At 64.9% G+C, this 23,006-nt stretch carries 20 protein-coding genes; 5 read left to right on the top strand and 15 right to left on the bottom strand.

What is annotated here, in order from left to right:
* Positions 1-16: 16 nt before the first annotated feature.
* Positions 17-511: a nuclear transport factor 2 family protein gene (locus MB901379_RS02270; protein ID WP_158015166.1), complete on the top strand. Its 495-nt coding sequence runs from the start codon at positions 17-19 to the stop codon at positions 509-511.
* 7 nt (positions 512-518) lie between these two features.
* On the opposite strand, the gene MB901379_RS02265 is transcribed toward MB901379_RS02270, so the two are convergent.
* Together MB901379_RS02265 and MB901379_RS02260 are read right to left on the bottom strand one after the other, a co-directional pair.
* Positions 519-1,175, bottom strand: coding sequence for a L,D-transpeptidase family protein (locus MB901379_RS02265; protein ID WP_158018885.1), 657 nt, complete (start codon positions 1,173-1,175; stop codon positions 519-521).
* Between the two features lie 101 nt (positions 1,176-1,276).
* Positions 1,277-1,945: a phosphatase PAP2 family protein gene (locus MB901379_RS02260; RefSeq protein ID WP_158015165.1), complete on the bottom strand. Its 669-nt coding sequence runs from the start codon at positions 1,943-1,945 to the stop codon at positions 1,277-1,279.
* A gap of 56 nt (positions 1,946-2,001) precedes the next feature.
* On the opposite strand from MB901379_RS02260, the gene MB901379_RS02255 reads away from it, so the two are divergent.
* The 3 genes from MB901379_RS02255 to MB901379_RS02245 all read left to right on the top strand — a co-directional run bounded on the left by MB901379_RS02255 (position 2,002) and on the right by MB901379_RS02245 (position 4,678).
* Positions 2,002-2,484 carry a hypothetical protein gene (locus MB901379_RS02255; RefSeq protein ID WP_158015163.1) on the top strand — a complete coding sequence of 161 codons (483 nt, stop codon included), beginning with the start codon at positions 2,002-2,004 and terminating at the stop codon, positions 2,482-2,484.
* A gap of 68 nt (positions 2,485-2,552) precedes the next feature.
* Positions 2,553-3,203, top strand: a complete 651-nt coding sequence (bluB, locus tag MB901379_RS02250) for a 5,6-dimethylbenzimidazole synthase (protein ID WP_158015161.1) — start codon at positions 2,553-2,555, stop codon at positions 3,201-3,203.
* Between the two features lie 83 nt (positions 3,204-3,286).
* Entirely contained in the window at positions 3,287-4,678 is a 1,392-nt protein-coding gene (locus tag MB901379_RS02245; protein ID WP_158015159.1) for a sulfatase family protein, read from the top strand.
* A gap of 2 nt (positions 4,679-4,680) precedes the next feature.
* Here MB901379_RS02245 and MB901379_RS02240 read toward each other — a convergent pair whose 3' ends face one another.
* Positions 4,681-5,466 carry a trans-aconitate 2-methyltransferase gene (locus tag MB901379_RS02240; RefSeq protein WP_158015157.1) on the bottom strand — a complete coding sequence of 262 codons (786 nt, stop codon included), beginning with the start codon at positions 5,464-5,466 and terminating at the stop codon, positions 4,681-4,683.
* 169 nt (positions 5,467-5,635) lie between these two features.
* Between MB901379_RS02240 and MB901379_RS02235 the strand changes: the two genes are divergently transcribed.
* Complete coding sequence (locus MB901379_RS02235; RefSeq protein ID WP_158018884.1) at positions 5,636-6,838, top strand: alpha/beta hydrolase; 1,203 nt, start codon at positions 5,636-5,638, stop codon at positions 6,836-6,838.
* Here the strand turns inward: MB901379_RS02235 and eccE are convergent.
* From eccE to MB901379_RS02175, 12 genes are all read right to left on the bottom strand, one after another.
* Complete coding sequence (gene eccE / locus MB901379_RS02230) at positions 6,825-7,838, bottom strand: type VII secretion protein EccE (protein WP_158015156.1); 1,014 nt, start codon at positions 7,836-7,838, stop codon at positions 6,825-6,827. The genes MB901379_RS02235 and eccE overlap by 14 nt on opposite strands.
* Complete coding sequence (gene mycP, locus MB901379_RS02225; RefSeq protein ID WP_158015154.1) at positions 7,835-9,241, bottom strand: type VII secretion-associated serine protease mycosin; 1,407 nt, start codon at positions 9,239-9,241, stop codon at positions 7,835-7,837. The genes eccE and mycP overlap by 4 nt, the downstream gene beginning before the upstream one ends.
* Positions 9,238-10,656 (bottom strand): type VII secretion integral membrane protein EccD, encoded by a 1,419-nt coding sequence (gene eccD / locus MB901379_RS02220; protein ID WP_158015152.1) that lies wholly within the window; start codon positions 10,654-10,656, stop codon positions 9,238-9,240. The genes mycP and eccD overlap by 4 nt, the downstream gene beginning before the upstream one ends.
* Before the next feature lie 71 nt (positions 10,657-10,727).
* The gene (locus MB901379_RS02215) at positions 10,728-11,615 is read right to left on the bottom strand and encodes an ESX secretion-associated protein EspG (protein ID WP_158015150.1); all 888 of its coding nucleotides are present in this window, start codon (positions 11,613-11,615) and stop codon (positions 10,728-10,730) included.
* 8 nt (positions 11,616-11,623) lie between these two features.
* Positions 11,624-11,914, bottom strand: coding sequence for a WXG100 family type VII secretion target (locus MB901379_RS02210; protein ID WP_158015148.1), 291 nt, complete (start codon positions 11,912-11,914; stop codon positions 11,624-11,626).
* A gap of 28 nt (positions 11,915-11,942) precedes the next feature.
* The gene (gene esxG / locus MB901379_RS02205; RefSeq protein WP_158015146.1) at positions 11,943-12,236 is read right to left on the bottom strand and encodes a type VII secretion system protein EsxG; all 294 of its coding nucleotides are present in this window, start codon (positions 12,234-12,236) and stop codon (positions 11,943-11,945) included.
* Positions 12,237-12,269: 33 nt separating this feature from the next.
* The gene (locus tag MB901379_RS02200; RefSeq protein WP_158015144.1) at positions 12,270-13,817 is read right to left on the bottom strand and encodes a PPE family protein; all 1,548 of its coding nucleotides are present in this window, start codon (positions 13,815-13,817) and stop codon (positions 12,270-12,272) included.
* Positions 13,818-13,819: 2 nt separating this feature from the next.
* The gene (locus MB901379_RS02195) at positions 13,820-14,128 is read right to left on the bottom strand and encodes a PE family protein (RefSeq protein ID WP_158015142.1); all 309 of its coding nucleotides are present in this window, start codon (positions 14,126-14,128) and stop codon (positions 13,820-13,822) included.
* 14 nt (positions 14,129-14,142) lie between these two features.
* A complete protein-coding gene (eccCa, locus tag MB901379_RS02190) occupies positions 14,143-18,129 on the bottom strand; it encodes a type VII secretion protein EccCa (protein ID WP_158015141.1) in 3,987 nt (1,328 codons plus the stop codon).
* Complete coding sequence (gene eccB, locus MB901379_RS02185) at positions 18,126-19,748, bottom strand: type VII secretion protein EccB (RefSeq protein WP_158015140.1); 1,623 nt, start codon at positions 19,746-19,748, stop codon at positions 18,126-18,128. The genes eccCa and eccB overlap by 4 nt, the downstream gene beginning before the upstream one ends.
* Entirely contained in the window at positions 19,745-21,607 is a 1,863-nt protein-coding gene (gene eccA, locus MB901379_RS02180) for a type VII secretion AAA-ATPase EccA (protein ID WP_232021965.1), read from the bottom strand. The genes eccB and eccA overlap by 4 nt, the downstream gene beginning before the upstream one ends.
* 492 nt (positions 21,608-22,099) lie before the next feature.
* Positions 22,100-23,005, bottom strand: a complete 906-nt coding sequence (locus MB901379_RS02175; protein WP_158015138.1) for a class I SAM-dependent methyltransferase — start codon at positions 23,003-23,005, stop codon at positions 22,100-22,102.
* Position 23,006: the final 1 nt, after the last annotated feature.

The following is a 23,006-nucleotide window of genomic DNA, read 5'->3' as shown; positions in this document are numbered from 1 at the left end:
CCGACGACGCGGCCCGATGTGCTGCAATGGCGTAATGAGCCCTACCGATGTCACCGCCGACATAGCTGCGATCAAACGGGTCAAATACCGGTACCTACGGGCGCTGGACACCAAGCATTGGGACGACTTCGCCGACACGCTGACCGAAGATGTCGTCGGGGACTACGGGGCGTCGGTGGGCGCCGAGCTGCACTTCACCAATCGCACCGATTTGGTGGACTATATGCGCTCAGCGCTGGGGCCGGCCATCATCACCGAACATCGGGTCACCCATCCGGAAATCGCGGTGTCCGGTGATACGGCAACCGGCAGCTGGTATCTGCAGGACCGGGTCATCGTCGCCGAAGCCGACTTCATGCTCATCGGTGCGGCGTTCTACCGCGACCAATACCGGCGTACGCCGGACGGTTGGCGGATCAGCGCCACCGGCTACGACCGCACCTACGAGGCGACGATGTCGTTGGCGAATCTCGGTTTCACGGTGAAACCCGGTCGCGCGCTGGCCGATTGAGAGCGGGTTATTTGGCTATTGCGATCACCGCCCCCGGCCGCAGCCAGCGGATGATCTGCACCAGGGTGGCATCGTCTATGGCCACGCAACCCGCGGTGGGGCCGCCGTCAGTGGTGTGAAAGAAGAACGCGGAGCCACCTCCAGGCACCTTGTTCTTGTTGACGCCCATCACAACCGAGTGTTTGTACTGTGGGATCTGCAGGTTCTCACTCTCGGACGTGTTGAACGGGCACTGAGCCTTCTGACACACCTGCATGCTGTTGAAGGTGGCGCTATGGTCGTCTCCGCTCCACCAATGGTTGGGCCCCACCTGCGTATACGGCAGTCCCCCACCGGGATTCGGCGCGGTGCCGAAGGCCGAGTCGAGGCTATAGACGCCCATCGGCGTGGCCGGGTAGCCGCTCTTGGCCTGTGCCGCCATGCCCGCTGAACCGACATGCGTCGGGATGCCGGTCTTAAGCGGTTGCCAACCCGCCGCGGTGCGCTGATAGATGTCCATTTTCGCGTTGGAGCCACCGGTGGACACCACCGAAACCACCTGCGTCGCATTGCCAACCGAGTTCGCAAACCACGCGTTGCCCGCGGCAGCGGTCAGCGGCGCGAGCCCAACGGCGGCACCGGCCACGCATAGTCCGGCAATCAGTACAGCTCCCAGGCGGTGCACTGTTTCATCGTCGGGGGCCTCAAAGCTCAGGGTCAAGTAAAGCTTTAGTCGCGGTTGGATCACCTCGCCGAGACCAACGAAAACCCCAGCACAATAAGGCCTTACCCAGGACTGGCCACCCGCGCCGGTTCGTCAACGCCCAGCGGTACCGGCCGCAATATCCATAGACAGAACAAGAAATACACGTATCCCAACGCCCAGCCGGCGATCACGTCGGACGGGTGATGAACATTCAATGCGACCCGGGAAGCACCGACGATCACCACACTTAGGGCAGCCACCGCGACGGCCGAGACGCGCATCCACTGGGCCCTCATCATCGGCAGCAGGAACGTCAGCAGCGCCAGCGCACTGGCCGTTAACTCGAGTGCATGCCCGGACGGAAAGGAGGTGGAATACGCGTCGACCAGCCTGGTCACCGGCCGCGGCCGCGCCGCCAGATTCTTCGCGACCAGCGTCACCAACGCGTTGAGTGGCACACAGAACAACACCAACAGCGCCATCCGCATCTTGCGCTGCACGACCGCAATCACCACGACCGCCATGCCCACCACCCTGGTGGGGATCGGGCCCAGCACGAACGACACCACAAACCAGAAATGCACCCAGAAGGGGTGCTTGATCCCAATATCGTGGGCAGAGTTCAGCGACCACCAGTCCATGCTGTGCAACCAGCCCCAGTCCTGGCGGTGCCCCACCCACATCACGACGTAGACGACGATGGCCGCCAGGGCCAGCAGCAGTGCCAGGTTGGTCCGTGGACGGGTCATGCTCAACGGATACCAGCATCGGTGCAGCACCGACGAAACACCCCCATACTGGCGTCATGGCCGTGTTCATTCGCAGGCTGTTCGGTATCGGCAAGCTGCCCACCGACTTGCGGACTCAGATCGACGCCGAAGGCCTCATCTACCTCGAGGAGTACGTGGCGGTCACCAGGCGGTTCACCGGAGCCATCCCGGGTGTACGCGCCTCGCACAGCATCGCCAGCTATCCCGGTGCGCTGGCGTTCAGCACCCAGCGGGTACTGGGCACGCTTTCGTCGCTGCCCAAGCTGGCCGGTCGTGCCATCGACGTGCGCTGGGACGCGCCGCAGGTCGGCGCCGCAAAGGGCGAAATCTCCGCGACAGGTCTACAGCTGGATCTCAATGTTGCCAACGTGGACCCGAGATTTCACGGCGAACTCTCGCTGCACTTCAAGACCGACATCCCCGACGACGTGCTGGCCCGGTTGCCGCTGCGTTCACTGGCCTTCGATGTGCCGCCCGAATACGTCTTCCGGGCGGTCGGCGTCACCTACAGCCCGTGACCCTGGGGTCGCTTACCAGGGTCGCCGACGGGACCTGCACCGGGCGCTCTATTTCCTACGATGAGCGTGTGAACGATCATGCGTATGCCGCACCCGAGCGACAGGCGGTGTATCGCGTTATCTCCGAACGGCGTGACATGCGCCGCTTCATCCCGGGCAGCGTAGTGCCTGAGGATGTGCTGGCACGCCTCCTGCACGCCGCGCACGCCGCGCCCAGCGTCGGTCTGATGCAGCCGTGGCGCTTCATCCGGATCACCGACGAGCTGCTCCGAAAGACAATCCATGCCTTGGTCGACGAGGAGCGCGCGCTGACCGCCCGAGCCCTCGGCGAACGCGCGGAAGAGTTTCTCGCACTCAAGGTCGAGGGCATCCGCGAGTGCGCCGAGCTGATGGTGGTTGCGCTATGCGATGACCGCGACCAGCACATTTTCGGCCGGCGGACGCTGCCGCAGATGGATCTGGCATCGGTGTCCTGCGCCATCCAAAATCTGTGGTTGGCGGCTCGCTCGGAGGGTCTCGGCATGGGCTGGGTGTCCCTCTTCGATCCCCAGCGATTGGCGGATCTGCTGCACATGCCCGCCGGCGCCGAACCGGTGGCAATCCTGTGCCTGGGACCGGTGCCCGAGTTCCCCGACCGGCCGGCGCTGGAGCTAGACGGTTGGGCGGTCGCGCGGCCGCTGCCCGAATTCGTCACCGAGAACCGATGGGGTCGGAATTGAACTTCGCCAGCATCGGCGCAACGGGGTATCGTCGCCGCCGCAAGGATGCTGGAGGTAGCGGACGATGATAGACGGTAAAGACGATGACAGACGGTAAAGACAACGTACTGATCGTGCACTGGCACGACCTGGGGCGCTACCTCGGCGTGTACGGTCACCGTGACGTCGCGAGTCCGCGACTGGACCAGCTTGCCGCCGAGGGCATCCTGCTCACCAGGGCACACGCCACCGCGCCGCTGTGCTCGCCGTCACGCGGATCCTTGTTCACCGGCCGCTACCCGCAGAGCAATGGCCTGGTCGGGTTGGCGCACCACGGCTGGGAGTACCGCACCGGGGTCCGCACACTTCCTCAGGTGCTAGGCGAACAGGGTTGGTACTCGGCTCTTTTCGGGATGCAGCACGAAACGTCCTACCCCGCTCGACTGGGTTTCGACGAGTTCGATGTCTCGAACTCCTACTGCGACTATGTGGTTGACAAAGTTCAGGACTGGCTCCGGAGCAGCGGGCCGGCGCTTGGCGGCCAACCATTTTTACTTACCGCCGGGTTCTTCGAGACCCATCGCCCATACCCGCACGAACGGTACGAACCGGCGGACAGCGCAGCCGTCGAGGTACCCGACTATCTGCCGGACACACCCGAGGTACGTCAGGACTTGGCCGATTTCTACGGGGCCATCACCAGCGCGGATGCGGCCGTAGGCCGTATCTTGGACGCGCTCGGCGAAACCGGATTGGACGCCAGCACCTGGGTGGTGTTTGTGACCGACCATGGTCCGGCGTTCCCACGCGCGAAATCCACGCTCTACGAAGCCGGAACCGGCATAGCGATGATCGTGCGTCCGCCCACCCGCAGATCGGTGGCGCCGCGTGTGTACGACGAACTGTTCAGCGGCGTAGATCTGATGCCGACCCTGCTGGACCTGCTGGGCGTCGCCATCCCGGCAGATATCGAAGGCCTATCGCACGCACACGCCCTGATCGCCCCAGAAGTGCACGGCGAACCGGTCCGCGAGCATGTGTACACCACAAAGACCTATCACGACTCGTTCGACCCGATTCGGGCCGTCCGCACAAAGGAATACAGCTACATCGAGAACTACGTCCCCCGCCCACTGCTGGACCTGCCGTGGGATATCGAAGAAAGCCCGTCCGGGCTGGCGGTGGCACCGTTGGTCACGGAGCCGCGCCCCCAACGAGAGCTATACGATCTGCGCGCCGACCCTACCGAAAGCACGAATCTGCTGACCGGCGACGAAACCGGGACACTGGCCGCAGTCGCTACGGATCTTGCGGTGCAACTGCATGATTGGCGTGAGCGAACCGGCGACGTGATCCCGTCCGACTTCGCCGGTACCCGCATCGCGGAGCGCTATACCGAAACGTATTTGCACATCCACCGGACGCCCCCCAGTAGCAGGTCGGCGAGCGCCGTTGACCGCGGAGTCGCAGAAACGGCCGCTCCGGCTAATCAGTAAAGCTACCCACCGCTGCGGCGGGCCCCACCGACCTCCGCGACGACGAACAACCGCCGGAACGGGAAGACCGTCGTACCGTCGGAGCGGGGTGGGTAGGCGTCTTCCAGCAGCGGGATGAGTTCCTGGCGGAACCGGTCCCAATGCTCGTCATCCAGCCTCTCGCGCACCGGGACGAGCGCGGTGCCGGTGATCCATTCCAGTACCGGGTGCTCTCCGCTGAGCTGGTGCAGATACGTGGTCTCCCAGGCATCGACTTTACATCCGGCATCCATCAACAGATTGGCGTAATGGGCCGGTGAGTGGACCACGGCACCCACCCGAAACGGTATATCGCGCATCAGCTTTGCGTACGGTTCGCGCCGCGCCAGCGCGCGTACAACGGCGTGCGAGGGTGTTTCGAAGTTACCCGGAACCTGAATCGCGAGCCATGAGCCGGCGGGCAACTCATCGACCCACCGGACCAGCAGGTCGGAGTGCTCAGGTACCCAGTGCAGCGCCGCGTTGCTGATCACAACGTCGGTGTCGGGCTGGGGAGTCCAGTTCCGCAAGTCACCGGTGGTGGCGTCAATTCCACGTTCGCGGGCGGCGGCCACCATCTGGGGTGAGCTGTCCCATGCCTCGATGGTGGCACTCGGCCAGCGCCGCGACAGGTGTCGGGTCAGGTTGCCCGGTCCGCAACCGAGATCAACCACCCGGCGCGGCCGATCGGCGCCCACCCGCGACATCAAGTCGTAGAACGGACGGCTCCGATCGTCAGCAAAGGCCAGGTAGACGTCCGGATCCCACATTTCGGTCCTCCCTCAACACCGGCGCAAGTCGGGTGTCATAGGACAAACCTATTACTCATGACGTTCCGAACGCCTTCCCGACGGGCGAAAAATTGACGATACTGTCGAAACCTTCACCGCTCGGTGATATCGCCGGGATACCATCAAAGGGATGTCTGAGATTTCGGGGGTGTCGGGGACGTCGAAAGCCGATCCAATCGATCCACCAGTCCCGATTCCCGATGTGCCCGGCGGCGACGCCGGTACCGAGGGTCTACCGCCAAGCTCTGCGCTATCGTTGCGGCAACGCATAGTCGTGGACGCATCAGCAGTCAGCGATATCGCACTGCGCACCGCGGTGTCATCGGCGCTCTCTACGACGGTGGCACCGGCCGTCGTCGCAACCGCGCTCTGCCGGGTCGACTCCGGCAGCGAACGTAGCAATCTGATGTTTTATGCCGAACTCGGCGCCGAACATGATCCGGCGAAGTCGTTTCCGGCGCCAACCGAATTGCCGCACGTCTCGTCGCGCCCTGCCAGCCCGCTCGCCGAGTGGATCGCCCACGGTACCGTCGACAACATCGCGTTCGCCAGCAGTTTCCGTGCGATCAACCCCGGTATGCGCAAGCGTTGGAGCACACTGACGGCCAACAACATCGTGCGCGCCCAGCACTGGCGCCACCATGACGGGCCACGCCCCACGCTGTGCGTGATCCACGGCTTCATGGGGTCGTCATACCTGCTTAACGGGTTGTTTTTTTCGCTGCCGTGGTATTACCGAGCCGGCTACGACGTCCTGTTGTACACCTTGCCGTTTCACGGCAAACGAGCCGAGAAATTCTCCCCGTTCAGCGGGTACGGCTACTTCTCCAGCGGGTTGAGTGGGTTCGCCGAGTCGATGGCCCAGGCCGTACACGACTTTCGGTCAATTCTGGACTACCTGCAGCACACCGGAGTGCAACGCATCGCGCTGACCGGCATATCGCTGGGCGGCTACACCTCCGCGCTGGTGGCGTCTGTCGAAAACCGGCTCGAAGCCGTCATCCCCAACTGTCCCGTCGTCACCCCCGCGGACCTGTTCGACCAGTGGTTCCCGGCCAGCAAACTCGTCAGGCTGGGCCTGCTGCTTTCGAAGATCAGTCGCGAAGAATTGAACGCCGGGCTGGCCTACCACGGCCCCCTGAACTACCGACCGCTGCTGCCCGTGCAACGCCGGATGATCATCACCGGTCTCGGTGATCGCATGGCACCGCCGGATCACGCCGTTACGCTCTGGGAGCATTGGGACCGTTGCGCTCTGCACTGGTTCCCCGGCAGCCACGTCGTGCACGTGAGCCAGCTGGACTATTTGCGCCGGATGACCGCGTTCCTCAACGGCCTCATGCTTGACTAGCTGCCTGCGTTGCCGCCGAAGTGAGCTGCTCGCGGTGTGCCCCAGCGGCCGGGTTGGGCCACACCACTCGCGTGAGCAGACCTGCCGGCGCATCGGTGTGTCCGTCAAGTCGCTGCGTCGATGATGGCCACAATGCCATGAGCGCCGGCAACTGACTTCCGCGTTGCAGCGTCAGGCCATTCAGCGGTGCCGCCCCATCGGGTGGTGTGTCGGTCCGAAATGCGCACGCCGCCGCCACCGTGTAGCGGGTTCCCGACCGGCTGGGATCAGCGATCTCCAGCGCCGTCCAAGTCTCGAGGGCCGGATTCGACCGGACCTCATCCAGCCTTTCAGCCAACGCATCATCCACGCTAACGCGGTATGCCGCAACAAAATCCGAATCGCCTTGCCGGACCGCGCGCCACGTTTCGCGGGATTCGGCGACAACCACCTGTGGCACGTCATCGGCAGCGACCGTGGTGACCTCCCAGCCGATTTCGCGCAGGTGATCAGCGAGCCGACGGGCGGTCACCTGAGCGGTGTCGTGCAACGGGATGCGTGCTGAGCGTGCCCGCAACGCGGCCAGGTTGTCGGCCGCCGACATGGTCAACCCGATCCAGGTTGAAAGTTCGCCTGATCCGTTGGTACGGCTGGTGATTCGGACCGTGTCGGCCCGGATGCCATAACAATGCAGGTACCGGGCCAGCAACGGCAGCGGAAGCACGTCACGGTCGGAGGCCAACGGCTCGACCCTGAGTACCACCGCGGTGCGCACGTCGGTAGCCGAGCCGGGGGTGGACGGCTTTCGGCGCATCATCGCCAGGCGGCGCCGCAGGATCGTGGTGAAGTACAGTCCGCGCCACCAGCCGAACAACAGGATCGCCACCGCGGCGGCGATGCCGATCAGCCAATAGCTGCGGGCGGAGTGCCACGGATAGGCCATCACCGCCGGTACCACCGCCAGCAACGCCAGGGTGATTCTTCCTGTGCCTGGCCAGGGAATTGATCGATTTGAGCTCACACCGGCTCCTTTCGTCGGCGCACTATCGCCACACTCGCTGCCGTGATCACGACCAATAACGTCAGCGCGGCGGCTCCGGCGAATGCGACAGTTCTTCCGGTGGTGTCCTGCGGTGCCGGCTTCGGCGGAACCGCAACCGGTTTCGCTTGTGCCGCATCAGGATCGGCCCCTGTCTTCGGACCGGGCAACTGCCAGGTGAGTGCGGCCACCGGATCCAGGTTGCCGGCACCGACCACGTTGGACGGGTCCCTGGCACCATTGTGGGCGGTGGCGACGATGCGGTGTACCACCTCGGTCGCGGACAGCTCGGGGTATTTGCTGCGGAGTAGCGCCGCGACGCCGGAGACATAGCCGGCGGCGTAGCTGGTGCCGCTGAGCGGAACCAGCTGCTGGTGATCGTCGGGCAGGCCGTTGGCCAGCCCGCCTCCGTCCGCATTGCTCACCGAAACAATGTTTTCACCGGGTGCAGCGATGCCGACCCAGGGCCCGGCCATGGTGAACTTCGACGGCTGCCCGTCGGGTGTCAGCGAGGCCACCGACAGCACGTAGGGCTGCCACCAGGACGGGATGGAAACCGACGTAACACCCGCCCAGTTTCGTGGATCGTCCGGGTGGCTCAGATCGGTTAGCGGATTGGACTCGCACGAGCCACCGGCGACCGAGCCGGTGGCCCCGCTGTTCCCGGCCGCAGCCACGATCACCGCGTCCTTCTGCACGGCCGCATACCGGATCGCCGCGCCGAGCGCGGTCTGGTCGATGGACCGATCAGCGGGCAGACAGGTTATCGCGGAAATGTTGATCACCCGGGCACCCAGGTCGGCCGCACGCACGACCGCGCGACCCAGCGCGGCGACGTCCACAGATGCCCGCGCCAGCATGGGATCACCACCCGGCGTGCGCGCAGAGAACTTTGCCGAGGTCACCCTGATGGACAGCAACCGCGCCGCGGGCGCAACTCCGGAGAAGCCGTCGTCGCCGGGCTGCCCCGCGACCACCCCGGCGACCAGCGTGCCGTGTCCGTCGCAATCGGTCAGGCCGTCCGTCGAATCCACGAAGTCACCGCCGGGATCGACATTCGGCAACCGCGGACCCGGCTGCACCCCGGTGTCGATGATTGCTACCAGCTGGCCCTCGCCTCTGGAAAAGCGCCATGCTGCAGGCAAATTCAGCATCGCCTGGCTGGGCGACGCCACGTTGGTGTCGGTACCCGCAATGAGTCCGGAAACGCTGCATGCACCGCGTTGCTCCATCGGTTGCACCGGACCCGGTGCTCCGCTCGGCGGTTCTGCGGCATCGTCTACCACCGGTGGGGTGATCGCCAGCGCCGACGGAACCGACCAGCTGGTGCCCGTCCCGAAAGCAGTCAGAGCTGCGGTGAGGCAGGCCGCTACGGCACGGTTCATCGATTGAGCACCCAGCTGAACAGACCGACCAGATAGGCCATGACGGGGATAAGCGACGCGTCCAGGCCGGCGGCGACAAACCCCAGCAGGCGGCGCAGCGGCAACGAATAGCTGTCCGGCGAGGCGATCTGCGGGTTCAGCGCTACCACCACCCAGGCCAGCATGAGCACGACGAGCACCGCCAGCACGCCGAATGCCGCACCGTAGCGTCCGGTGGCAGTGTAGAGCCCCAGCAGCACACCGGTCACCAGGTAGGGCTGAGCAAGCAACCATGCCTTACACGCGGCCGAATCCCAGATCCGGGCCCGTAGCGTGGCGGTGGCCGCCGTGGCCGCCACCACATACCAGCCCGCAGCGCTCAAGGTCTCGGGGCGCAACGCGATGGCCACTGATCCCAAGACACTAAGCAGCACAGCGGCAGCAACGAAGCCGCTTTGATGGGCGTCGCTGACCCGCACCCGGCGCGGCAGGTCTTCGAGCACTCGCAGCGACGGGGCCGACGGAGTGGGATCACCCGGGGCCGGGATCACCGGCAACGGGAACCGCGCCCACAGCGCCGACAACTGAGCCGCCTGAATGGTAACCAGCAAGGCGGCCACAATCAGCCCACAGCCCAGACTCAGTATCGGTAATTGCCAAAGCAATTCGGCACCGGCCGCCAGCAAAATCCCCGCCCCGACCACCGCGGTCGCGGTGAAGAAGGCGACGACGCGCTCTCGTTCCGCGCTGGGCACCATCAGCGAGATCAGCGACCAGGCGGTTACCCCCGCGGCCGCAAGCATCACCTGCGCAGCTCCGAACGTACCGGGAACCGCCAACGCCAACGCGGCGGCGACGGGCGCCAGTGCGGCAATCGACAGTGCGGTGCCCGTTCGTGCCGAACGGGTGGTGGCCAGCAGACCGGCCACCGCCAGCGCGGCCGCGATCGCGCCGACGGTAATCACCCCCGCCAACGCGCCGGTGACCGCTCGATAGGTAACCGCCAGGCCGGACGCCACGAGCGCCACACCGATCACCGCAGCCAGCGCTCCGCGCTGGATATGGGGTGTGTCCCAGGGCTTGAGCCTAGAGCTCGAGAAAATCATGGCGGCATCGGCGATGTCCTCGACGATTCCCGGCGCGGCCGGACCCACGGGCACCGGCTGCAATGCCAGCAGATCACCATCGACGACTCCGACGGTGTCCAGGCTGGCATCCAGGCTGAACGGCGCTCCACCGATTGGCGCCAAGCTCAGGTGCGCGGCCGCACCGAAGTCGGATTCTCCGATATCGCCGCCGTCCGCCGCGGGAATCACCAAACGCTGTACCGCTGGCAGGATTTCACGCAGCGGCAGCCCCGCGGGTAAGGCCATTTCCGTCAACCGGCTCTCCGCGAGAATGGCGACGCGGACGATCGGCATCACAGTGCCCGACATCACTGGACCCTCCAAGCACGCTGGTGCCGTTGCTGGGACATCATGTTCTCTTTCTGGTTGTAATGAGGTCGCTATAAGGATTGTCCGGAGAAGTCCCGGGACAGCCGCTGGTTGGGAAACCATTGCCCATCCGGCAGGTTGGCGGTGAGTTGCTCGATCGCGACCGCCGTCGCAAATGCTGTCCCCGGGCTAAACGTGGACACCCACTCGCCGTCGAATGCCCGCGACGGACTGACGAGCACCCGACCGGCTGTGCTGTCGACAATGCTCAAACCGACCTCGGTGGTGGCGTGCTGACCGTCGCGGTTGCAGCCGGCGACGATCTCGACGTAGCTGCGCGGCCCAGAGAAGACCGCCTCCACCACCGGGCGGGCCGAGGCGGGGATCCCCAAGTAGTCCAGCACCTCCGGTAGCGGCGTACCGGCCCGCAACCGATCATCGGCGCGCGCACCGACCCGCATCGGCATGTTGAACTCCTCGAACTGTGCCGGCGGTCGATGCGAAAGCCCAACGCCAAGAACCGGAACCAGCGCCCTTGGGTCGTCGATATCCATTGCCGTAAAGGTGATCAGCTGGGCGCTGCGCAGCGCAACCACGGTATTGAAGGCCCGGCCAGCATTGCCAGCCGTCCCGGCGCGTTGCGCAACGATGCCCCGCAGCAGATTGTCCGTCCCGTCGGCCGAGCCAGGACCCACGTAACGCAGATCCAGCCATCGGTCGGGGAAGCACACCACCTTGATCCAGTCGGCGACCGCCGCGTTAACGGCACCATCTGGCGACAACAGACCCAGCTGGATCAACTCGTCTCGCTGCCGGTCGAGGAACGCACCTCGTTGTGCACCATCGGAATAGGGTGTGGTGATCGCCAACACCCACGGAAAACTGCCCGCTCCAATGGTTTCGGCGATAAACCAGGCGTTATCGACCGTCAGTTCGACAGCGTTTGGCTCGGAACGCATTTAACGGACTAGCCGCCCCATTTGGCGGCTTCGGCCTGGTCACGTCCCATCATTGCCACCGTGTTGGCTTCATGGGTAGTGGCCATCGACTGATAGGCGCGCACCAAGTCTTCCATGGCCTGGTTCCATTGCGCCTGCCACGCTTGGTATGTCATTCCGGTGTCACCCTGCCAGGCGCTCGACAATGCGGCCTGCTCGGCGGAGATATCTGCGCCTAGCCCCTGCATGGTGCCGGCGTATCCCGCCATGTCTCCGGCGTGCGCCAGCATCGCCGGGTAGTTGTACATAATCTGCGACATCACAAAGCCTTTCGGTTGTCCGTGCGGGTCAGAACGCGGTGTAGGTCGATGCGGCTGCGGAATCGGCGGCGACGTAGGTGCCGGCAGCGTCGCCCAAGTTCGCCTGTGCAATATCCAGCAACGCGTTGACCCTGGCCGCTACCTCCACGAAACGCGCGTGGGAGGCTTGAAAGGCCGCCGACGATTCACCCTGATGAAATGCCTGAGCCGACATCGCCGCCTGCTCGGCCTGGCCGATCGTGTGCCGCATCAGCCCCGCTTTGGCGGCAAACGCCGACTGCGAGGCCACCAATTGCGGAATGTGCGCGTCCAATAGGCTCATAACAAACCCTTTCTCCTTTGATTCGAATTTCGGCTACTCACTGGCATGGTCTGAACCGTCGTCGCCCCCCTCCTGTAGGCCGTCCCAGGTACCCGGCACCATCGGCATCCGTGGACCGCCGCCGAACTCGTCACCGGCCATTGCCGTCAAACCCGCCGCCTGCAACAGGGTTTCGCTGGGTGCGGTCCCGGCAAAACCGAGCCGGCCGGCGCCGTGCGCTGAAGCCTGCGCGCGGTCGTCGGTCGCCGTTGGGCCGATGCCGTTGTCGAAGTCCATATCCAGGTACTCGTCGGCGTAGTCATGGATCTCGGTACGTCGCCGCCGCCGCGCCCGCGCCGAGGCGCGGCTTGCCGTCGCCGCGCCAGCGGCCGGAATTGTTGCCGCCGGCGCCTTGACTCCCGTACGCCCCCCCACCGTCGGGCCCAAGCTGGGTCCCCAATCGCCGCCCCCACCAACGGCATAGGCAACAACGTTTGCGGTAACGGGCGCGGTCGATGCCGGCGCACCGCCGGCCGGAGCACCCGCACCCGCCGATGCCGGTGTCGCTGCGGAGCCAGGCGCGGTGGATGCAATGCTGGCGGCCGGCCAGGAGGATTGCGCGGCGACGGCGGCCACGGCCACCGGCGCTCCCGCAGCCGGCACGGCGGCAACCGCGACCTGGATGGGCGCGAACGCTATGGCACTCAAGCCCAGGCCGAGCGCGGCCGGGAACAAGAACGGCGAACTCAAGACCATGCCCCAGGTGGGCCAACCCACCAGGTTGAAGAACACCTGATAGCCGAGCGCAAACAGCAGTGGCCCGTACGTGATGATCGCCGCCTCCGGGTTGGTAAGGAAGGCGATGATGATCTTTATTGACATGCCGATGGGATCCTGCAGGAACGTCGCTATCTCTTTGAACATCCACCCGTAAAAACCGGTATAGGCATTCCACAGGTCCTGAAGCAACTGCCACAGGAATTGCCACGGATCGAACGTCGCCGCGGCGGCTTGCGCTTGGACTGTGCCGGCGGCGATACCGCCGGGCTCACCGGCACCCGGAATCACAATTGTCGGCGGCGGGGCCGTGCGCGGTGTCGACGCCAGCGCGGCACCGGCTGTCGCCTGGTAAAGACCCATCGTGGTAGCGGCCTGTATCCACATCCGTGCGTAGTCGGCTTCGTTGAGTGCGATCGGAATCGTGTTGATCCCGAAGAAGTTTGTCGCCACCAACACGCCATGTATGACGTGATTGGTGGCGAGTTCGGCCAACGTTGGCATTGCCGCCACTGCCGCCGTATACGCCGCCGCAGCAACCTCATGCTGCGCCGCTATCGCTGCGGCGTCCGCGCTAGCCTGCATCAGCCACGCCACATACGGCAGGTGCGCAACCACATACCGCTCGGCACTTGGCCCTTGCCACGCCCCCTCCTGAACCGACCCCACCAGCCCGGTGAGTTCCGCTGCCGTGGCCGCATATTCGGCGCTGAGCGTGCTCCACGCCCCCGCAGCTCCAAGAAGTGACGCCGGTCCGGACCCACTGCTCAGCAACGCCGAGTGCACCTCCGGCGGCGAAGCAATCCAGATGGGTCCAACAACCATGGTCAGGCGCCTGCGATCCCGTAGGTAGCGGCGGCCGCCGAGTCGCCGGCAAGGTAGCTTGCCCCGGATTCGCCCACCCCAACACCCGCGCGCCCCAGCTCTTCAACACCTTGAGCCGCCACGACTGCGTGTTCTTGGCCTTGGGCGCTGAACCCGGCCGCGGTCTGCAGCGACACGGGATCCGCCGCGGGCGGTACCACTGCGGTGATCATCGGGGCCGCGGCCGCATGTGCGGCCGCCAGCCGCGCCGTTAGCGCCTCGACCGCCGCGCTGGCCGCGGCCAGGCCTTCAGGAACCACTCGCAAGGTCATGACCAACTCCCCTTCTACTGTGTTTCACCAAATGTCGCGGTCTCACCGACGAGCGGGTTGACCAACTGCACATAGGTCGGATATTCACTGTCGCCCAACAACATGGCTCGTCCGGCGGGCAACCGGTCAAAGCGCTGACCCCGAATCTTGCCGCTGTCTTGCGGATTACCCGCCAGCATCAGGGTGGTCGCCTGCAGATCGTTGAAGCGGCGGAGCAGCTGGCTGGTCATCAGTGCATGCGCCGATCCGGAAGCGCGCGCGGTGATGATCACCCGCAGCCCCAAATCTCCCGCCTGAGCAAGCAGACCGATAAGCGGGGTCCATGGTCGCTGCCCGACGTGGGGACCGCTCATCGCCCCCGCATCCGGTATCTGGTCGACGTCATCGATGATCAGGTAGTGGGTGTGGCCCTGGTATGTCCAACGGGCCAATTCGGCAGGAGACAAGCCGGCCGGCGGCCGCCGCGCCTCGATGAGGTTTGCCAGACCGAGCATTGCCGGAATGATCCGATCGATGTTGGCCGTGTATTCGTTGTCCGGGAACAACGGCTCGTCGACGAGATGTAGCCGGCGATCCAACACGGTGAAGGCCACCTGATCGGCGGTGGAGTGCTCGCGGATAGTGCGGATGATGTGGCGCAGCAACGTGGTCTTTCCTGACTTGCTGTCACCGAACACCATCAGCAGCGGGTTCTCGGCAAAGTCCAATACCACTGAGGCCAGGTCTTGTTCGCGCTGACCGATGACCACCTGATCCGGGCCCCGGTACGCTGCGCCAACCGTCTCGGGCGCGAGGTTGGTGGGCAACAACCGCACCGGCGGCGCGGCCAAGCCGGGGTAGCGGGCGTTGATCGCGGGCACCTGGTCCAGTTCTGGGGCCGCGAATAGGAAGTGCTCGGCCGCCATGGTCAATCCACGCCCGGGCTGGTCATACGGGACGGCCTCCGCCGGCCGGCGCAGTGCCCCCACCACACGCACGTTGGAATCCCGCGCGTCGTGCAGTCGCAACTCCAGACGTAACCCGAGGCCGTCTCGCATGGCCAGCGGCACTTCCAGCCAGCTCGGGGTGGTGATGATCACGTGGATGCCGTATGCCAAGCCCACATTGACGAGTTCTGCAACCTTTGCCAGCAAGGGGTTGCGAGTGTTGAACTGGTCGGTGTTGTCGCGGCCAAACGCGTAGAGGTTGTCGATGACGAGGAACACCTCGCCGAAGCCGTCGTCCGGAGCGGAACCGTTACCCTGACCATTTCCTGACCGTTCCCGGAAGACTTCCCGTTGCTGCCGGGACAACAGTAGCTGCTCCAGCTCACCAAAGGTGCGCCGGATGCGCTCGGGCTCCAACGCCGACGCGACGCTGCCGACATGCGCCAGACCCTCCAGCGCGCGCAGTTGTCCACCCCCGTAGTCCAGGCAGTAGAAGGTGACGTCATGCGGTGAGTGCAGGTTGGCGGCCGAAAGGATAAATGTCTGCAAGGCAGTCGATTTACCGGACTTGGGACCGCCATGGATCACCATGTTCCCGGCCGCCGAGGTGGCATCGAACTCCAGCGGATCGCGTCGCATCTCAAACGGCTTATCGATCTCACCAAGCGGCCACCGCCAGTGACGCTGCGGCGTCCCGGCACGGGCCAGCAAGGTGGACAACGGGATCGGTTCGTCCAGCGGCGGCAGCCACAACTGCGGCGCCTGCGGTCCGTACCGAGCCAACTGTTCGCCGATGGTCGCTATCAGCTTGCGCGGCGGACCGGCCGGCGGTTCCTCGTCAGCGTCGAAGATCACCGTGCTCGGGTCGGCTTCTACCGCTGCCGCAGTGAACAATTTCGGCTCCGGAATAGAGTGCAAAACAGCGGCTTTGGGCGTGTGCGGGGGCTCGTATATTCCGTCTACGTAGGTGCTGCGGAACTTGATCGGAGTGGCACCGGGTGCCGGCACCAAGAAGCCGATGCCCTTGTGTTCTTTGCCCGACTCGATGTGATAGGCGTCCTCTACGCCGATGATCTGGCGGGAAACGCTGGGGCTGGCCACTTTCAGCCCAATCCGGTAGGAGGTGTTCTTGTCGATGTCTTTGATCTTGCCGACATCCAGCGTCTGGGATGCGAACAGGATGTGGATGCGGAACGAGCGGCCCTTGCGTGCCACGTAGTCGAACAGCTCCGCATATTCCGGATGGTCGGCCAGCATCAGCGTGAACTCGTCTGCCACTACGAAAAGCGTTGGTATCGGCGGCAGATCAAGGGCAGCCGCCGCGCCCGACTCGCGAGCGTTCTCGTATTCCAGCACCGAATTGAACGCGCTGCCCTGAATGGTGCGGCCGGCTTCACGTAACAACATCTCGCGGCGGGCCACCTCACCACGCAGCGTGTCAGCGAACCGATCGGCCAGCGACTTCTTCTCCGCCATGTTCGAGATCACGGCAACAACCTGCGGGAAGTTCCGGAAGCTGTCGGCACCGGCCTCACCCTTGAAATCGGCATAGATGACGATCAGTCGGTCCGCCGAGTGGGTTGTCAACAGGGACAGCAGAATCGACATCAGGGTCTGCGACTTCCCAGAACCGGTCATGCCGATCATCAGCCCGTGCGGACCCATACCGCCTTCGGCCTCATCTTTGAGGTCGAACATCAGCGGCTCACCGGTGGCGGTAACACCGATCGGGACGCGCAGTTCTTCGTCCCGTCGGCGCCGAGCCCAAACCGCGGGTACATCCAGTCGCGATGCATCCGGAATGCCCAGCAGCGTCGTGAAATTCGCACCGCTGGTGGCCGCGGATCGCAGACCGGCATGCGTCGGGTTGGAATCCCAGCGCGCCAGCCGGCGGGCCAGATGCGCGGCCTCGTCGGTGCCAAATTCGTCCGCTTGGTCGATGTAGGGCTGCCACCCACCGGTCTGCCAGCGTTGGATGGCACCGTCGACGATCCGCAGGATGGGTCGTTCGGGGTCCGAGTACTGTTCGCGGTGCGGTGGCGTGGTCGAGAGATAGACCACTGTGACACCAGCGCGGCCTGCCGCCAGCACCGAGGAATCGATGTCGTATTCGGGATCATCGATGATGATCAATAAGTGCCGCAACGCATCTGCCGCTACGCCGGTGAACGCGGGACGATCCAGGAGGACCGGACCCAGCGATTCGACCAGTGCGTCGGCGTCGGTTGCCAGGTAGCGCGCGGGGCCTACCCCATCAACCTGACCGGGAATATCGACGTGCGGCAACCACTTCAGCCAGGACCAGTCGTCATTCTCCAGCTTGCGGGTCGCCAGCGCCAGTCCGAGCACCGTCGGGTCATGCCAGGTGATCGCCTGAGCAATCCAGGCACGCAACGCGCCCCGGACCTCATCGGGTTCACCGAGCACGGTGATCCGCGCGACCTTGGTCAAATCGATTCCGGTCGGCACATCTCGCACCGTACGTTGAGTATCGAGCACGCCACGTAATGCGCTGTGCGACACAGGTTCCAGGTCGATTTCGGCAGCGGTATCGCTAACCCGCAGCGCGGTTGCCAGTGGCGCGGAATGCCGGCCGGCCCGCAGCACTAGAAAGTCGGGGTCGTGTGGGTCGCGTTCCCACTGGCGACGCGACCCGGGCACGGCGGCCAGGGCTTGTGGTTCGGGATGAGACCACTCGGCGGCGGCGCGCTGCTGCGCGGCCTGGGCCCGGATGTTGTCCCGGACCACCGACAGATAACGCAGATAGTCGGCGCGTTCCGCGTCGACTTCCTCAGTGCGCATCTTGTTGTCGTTGCCGCGATAGAGCGCGGTGGCTGCCAACAGGAGCACGAACGGGAAAAACAGCGTCTGAGGGGAAACCAGCCGCATCCCCGTCGCGACCAGCGCTACGATCATGCCAACAATGAGGATCACGATCAGGTAAGGCATCGCACGTCGCAACAGCGACGGCGGAATCACCCGGGGCAGCTCGGGTGGCGCCTCGATGGTGATGGTGCCCTTGCGCGTGTTCGGCGGTGCAAGCCGTCTACGTGCCTCGAATATCAGTCTGCTCATCGGGGCTCCCCTTCGGCCGTCACCGGACGCCCGGGCCTACGGTCGGGCGGCAGGCTATCGTGCGCGAGCAGCGCATCCGCACGCGACAGCGTCGGACCGGCCGCAAAAAGTGACAGGATTGCCCACGGGATAGGCAGCGGGGGTGCTTGCAGACCCAGGGCCGCAACCGTTTTGCCCTGGCCGGCCGCGTCCGATCTGCCGTCGGACTCGGTGTCGATGCCGTAGCGCACCCCGGTGTCGGAAATCCAAAACAGGGATCCATCCGCGGGCGCGGATGCGCCACCGCTCGCGGTCTGGGTGAAGTAGCCGGTTCCCGGCGCCAGTGCGACCCGGGCCGCCGAGGCGCCTCCCGGCGGCGAGCCACCGCCTACCAGCGCGACGGTGCGCATCCCTTCGGGCACCGGCAGTGCCGCACCTGACAACAGGCTCAGTGAGCTGGTAGCCGCGCCGGCCGGCCGGCTCCAATGCACGCAGGTGATGGGGTTGGGTTCAGCGTCGACCAGGGTCACCCGTTGGGCCGGGTAGCGCGCGGTGTCCAGCAGCCGAGACACGGGCAGTCTGGCAACCTCATCGGCGCCCAGGCGCGGCGGCTGCTGCAGCCCATAGGAGTTGGAATTGCGCAGGATCGCCGCCAGCACGGGCGAAATCGGTTGTAGACCGTCCGACAACACCGCGTAGTACTGAACGGCATTGGCGCTCAGCGGATACGACTCGACCACCGCGCCGATCGGAGCGGACAGCTGGTAGGCCGGCGGGCTACCCGCCTCCGAGATCGCGGGGGCGGCCAACGGTGCCCCTTCTGGGATCGCATTGAACAGCCCGGGTGCGATGGGCCGTGCCGCGGGCACCTCGGTGCCGAGGCCCAGCGCATTAGTAATGGCGTGATCTGCCAGGTCGATCCGGCTACGTTTGCCCTGCCAAAGCAGCCAGTCGCCGGTGCCGTTATCGACCAGAACCGCCTGGCTAGGGCCGAGCGCCGCCGCCCGGGCACCGCCATTGTCGGGCGGACCGCCGATCACCGTGACTCCCATGCTGTGGCTGGCGCGCCCGCCCTGGGACAAGCCACCGACGGTGTCGCACACAATCCAGTCCGAGTCGGGCACGGCGCTTTGCACCATTCGCTCGGGCGCACCTGGGATACCGATCAGGTTCCCGCGCGGAAATCGGTCTAGCTCAGCGCTTTTCACCGTCGTCGGATTTACTGGCCGGCCGACGATCAGCCGGGCCGACGTCAAGTTGAGCACCGGGTGCAGCGCGTCACCAACGCGCACGTACAGCGCGGCCGTGGATCGATCGGCGAGCACCGCGTTATCGCCCGCCTGTCCGTTCGGCCGGATCAGCGAGAACACGAAGCAACCGACCAATCCGGTGATCAGGATGAGCACGCCCATCAGGACCGCCCGCGACTGCGTGCGCAGCGGGTCCACCAACATCCGAGTGTCGTGCAACGCGATGCCGGAGGCGATCCGCCGCATCACGAATCGCCAGCCACTTACCTGGTGGCGCGTGACGAAGCCACGGCGGTATTCCACCTTGTCTGGATTGTCGTTGACCGGCGTACGCGAAGTGAACGAACGCCGCGCCCCCGCCCATTCGCCCTCGGGCTCATTGGTCGTCATGCGGGCACCGAGAGCCCCAAGCCACGCAGCAGCGGCTCAACCGATTTGCCCACGTCACCAGCGGTGATCGTCATCAGCTCCTCATCACTGAATTCGCCATTTCCGGCATGCTCGGAGTGGTCCAGCCGGAATTCACGTTCTTCTTCTGAACGTTCAACGATGTTCCGGACGAACCGGCCGTTGCCCGCTATGTCAAGACTGCGTCGCGAAATTCCGTTGGCATCCGGCGTCGATCCGGCCGCCAATTTGGCGAACAACGCCTCCATGTCCTCAAGGGCAGACCCTTCGAAGATGCTGTCTCGCTGTTCGGCCATCTTGTGCGCGATCTCCACCAACTCGTGCGATGTGTACGACGGAAAGTCGATGCTGCGGGTGAACCGGGAACGCAGGCCCTCGTTGGTATCCAGAAACTTGTCCAGGTCCGCTCGGTAACCGGCGATGATCACGACCAGCCGGTCACGATCGTTTTCCATCCGGGCCAGCAGAGTGTCGATGGCCACCAGCCCAAAGTCATTCTTTGCGCCAGTAGCCACTAGGGCGTAGGCCTCGTCGAGGAACAACACCCCGTCCAGAGCGCTATCGATGATCGCGTTGGTCTTGGCCTCAGTCTCGCCGATGTGTTGGCCGATGAGGTCGGCGCGGTGCACCTCTTTTATGTTCTCGCGCTTCAAAAGCCCTAGACCACAGTAAATTTTGGCCACTACACGAGCAATTGTGGTCTTACCGGTTCCGGGTGGCCCGGCGAAGATGAGGTGGTGCGTGCGCTGCGCTACGGCCAGCCCACGCTGCTTGCGCACCAGTTCCATGGCAACCGAGCTTTTCAGCCGCGATACCTGGTTCTTAACCTCATCGAGTCCGATGAATTCGGCGAGCTGACGTTCGGCCTCATGAAGGAGCACGGCCTTGCGTTCGTGAGCGGCGGGGTCGATGAAATCGTCTGCGCTGGGTTCGGTTTCGGGATCCCACGGATCGGTTCGGGCCTCGATCCGACCAGCTGTGGTGGTGACAATCCCGAAGCTGGTGTCGGACAGGGCGTGCTCGATCTCTTCGTTCTCGGGGTGCGCCGCATACAAATCCTGCAGCACCTCGTTCGCCGATTCTTCATCGACGTGGGCACGCAGCACCAGCGCCTTCGCCAGCGCACCGTCCACCGCAGCGACAGGGACGGGCCCCTCGGGCTCCTCAAGGTAGGACAATGCCGGAGCGAACATGCCCAACCTCGCGAGCGCGGTGCCCAGAGCAATCTTGGCGGCGTGCGAGTAGGTCTCGTCGAGATCGGGGTCGTTGACAATCGGCGTCAGCAACTTGACCACATCCGACCAGCGTTCGGTGCGGTAGTTGAGGACGACGTTGATCCAGCGCGCCTCGCGCCAGCTCGGCCGGCGCTCGGTGATACCCGCGACCAAGTCGTGGGCCGCGGCGGCGGCTCTGACCTCACCCGTTGAAACCAGCGCCGCCGCGTATGCGAGATGGAAATCGTCGGGATCGGTTGCGCGAAAACGCAAGTAAAGGCCAGTGTCATAGTGAAAACCCAACGCACCGGGCGTCAGTTCCACATGGCGCTGCAGCACACCGGCGGTGCCCGCCGTCCGCGAAACGGCCTCCAGCACCCCGATCGACTGGTCACCCGCGGCCGCCAACCCAGTCCACGCGTCGCATTGGTCATCGGCGACGCGGGCGAGTGCGGCAAATCCGGTCCGAGCGGCACTCAGGTCGGCCGGACGTCGACGCTCGTAAACCGCGATGCCGAGCGCCCGGCAACAGGTGGCGAACCGGCTGACAACATCGGCGTCCACCCTGCCATTTACCCGGGATGCGGCGGACTGAGTAGCAAGCATGCTGATGTCACTGCGTTTCACGCTCGCGCCGTCTCCTGAACCTCGCGTTGCCATTGGCTAAATCCGGCCGAAAGTAGCCCCGAAGCTAGCTCTGAAACCAGCCCTGAAGTTAGCATTGCATAAGCTAACTGTCGAGGCGATCGCGAGGGTTGGGTTCATCCCTGAACTCCGTTGCCGATCCCGCTGACCAGGCATTTGTGTGCGCCGACCAAATCGTCGGCGCTACTCGCATTCGCATCACTGGCATCTCTTCCATGAGGAGCTCGCTAAGCAATGTAGCTTAGTGAACATGATTTTCATTATCAAACCGGGGGTGTCATGGACTCGATTCGCCCGCGCCGCGCACCGTCGGGCCGATGGTTCCTCGGCCGATGCTCCCGCAGGCGCCACCGGCTCGGGTCGGTCGTCGGCTACCGGGCCGCACACACAGCAGGTCGCTTAGTAGTCGGGCGGAAGCGGGCGATAGTTCCGGCCCGGGCAACTCAGGCCATCGTCGTGACCTGGGAGCATCGATCAGGGTTTGGTCGCACTCACCAGCGTGTTGCGGGCGAACATCGGAGCGGCCTCGGATTCGGGGCCCGGCACCGGCCGGCCGACCTCGCGTAGGTAATCGGTCAGCGGCGTGCCGATGGCCGTCCAGCCTCGCTCACTGAACCAGTCTGTGGCCGGCGCGCACCGCTCGTTGTACACCAGCTGAAAAAACGGAAGGGCGTCGCCGGCGTCAACGGCCGCGCGTTCCTCGGCCACTTTGGCCGCGAATTCTTCGTCGGGCAGCGGCGCGCCGTCCTCCACGGCGACGTGACTACCAAGACAGGCCAGCTCATTGATGCCCGTGAAAAGCTTCTGCTGCGCGTCGGCCGGCAGATAGATCAGCAGTCCCTCGGCAATCCATGCCGACGGCTCGGCGGCAACAAAACCGCTTTCCTGCAGCGCCGCTGGCCAGTCGTCCCGCAGATCAACGGCGATCTCGCGGCGCTTTGCGATGGGTTGGACGCCGTGCCCGGCAAGGACCTCACGCTTGAAATCGAGGACCTGCGGACGGTCCAGCTCAAAGACGGTCGTCCCGTCCGGCCAGGGCAGCCGGTACGCACGCGAGTCCAGGCCGGCCGCCAGCACCACCACCTGTCGCACACCCACGTCGGCGGCGCGTCCGAAATAGGCGTCGAAATACTTGGTGCGGGCCCCCTGGAAGTTGACGAAATGCTGGCCGAAGTCCTCGCTCGTCAGGTCGTGGTCGGGAGCATTGCCGTCGAGCACGTCGGCCCAGGAACCGCCGACGGCGCGGCAGAACAACTCCGCGTACGGATCAACGGCCAGTGAGTCGGGTTTTTGCGCCTCCAAGGCGCGTGCCGTCGCGACGAACAGGGCCGTCGATCCGACACTTGTGGTGATGTCCCAGGTATCGCCATCGCTACGCACC

The organism is Mycobacterium basiliense, assembly GCF_900292015.1.
GTDB lineage: Bacteria > Actinomycetota > Actinomycetes > Mycobacteriales > Mycobacteriaceae > Mycobacterium > Mycobacterium basiliense.
This window is presented reverse-complemented; position numbering and strand designations above follow the sequence as displayed.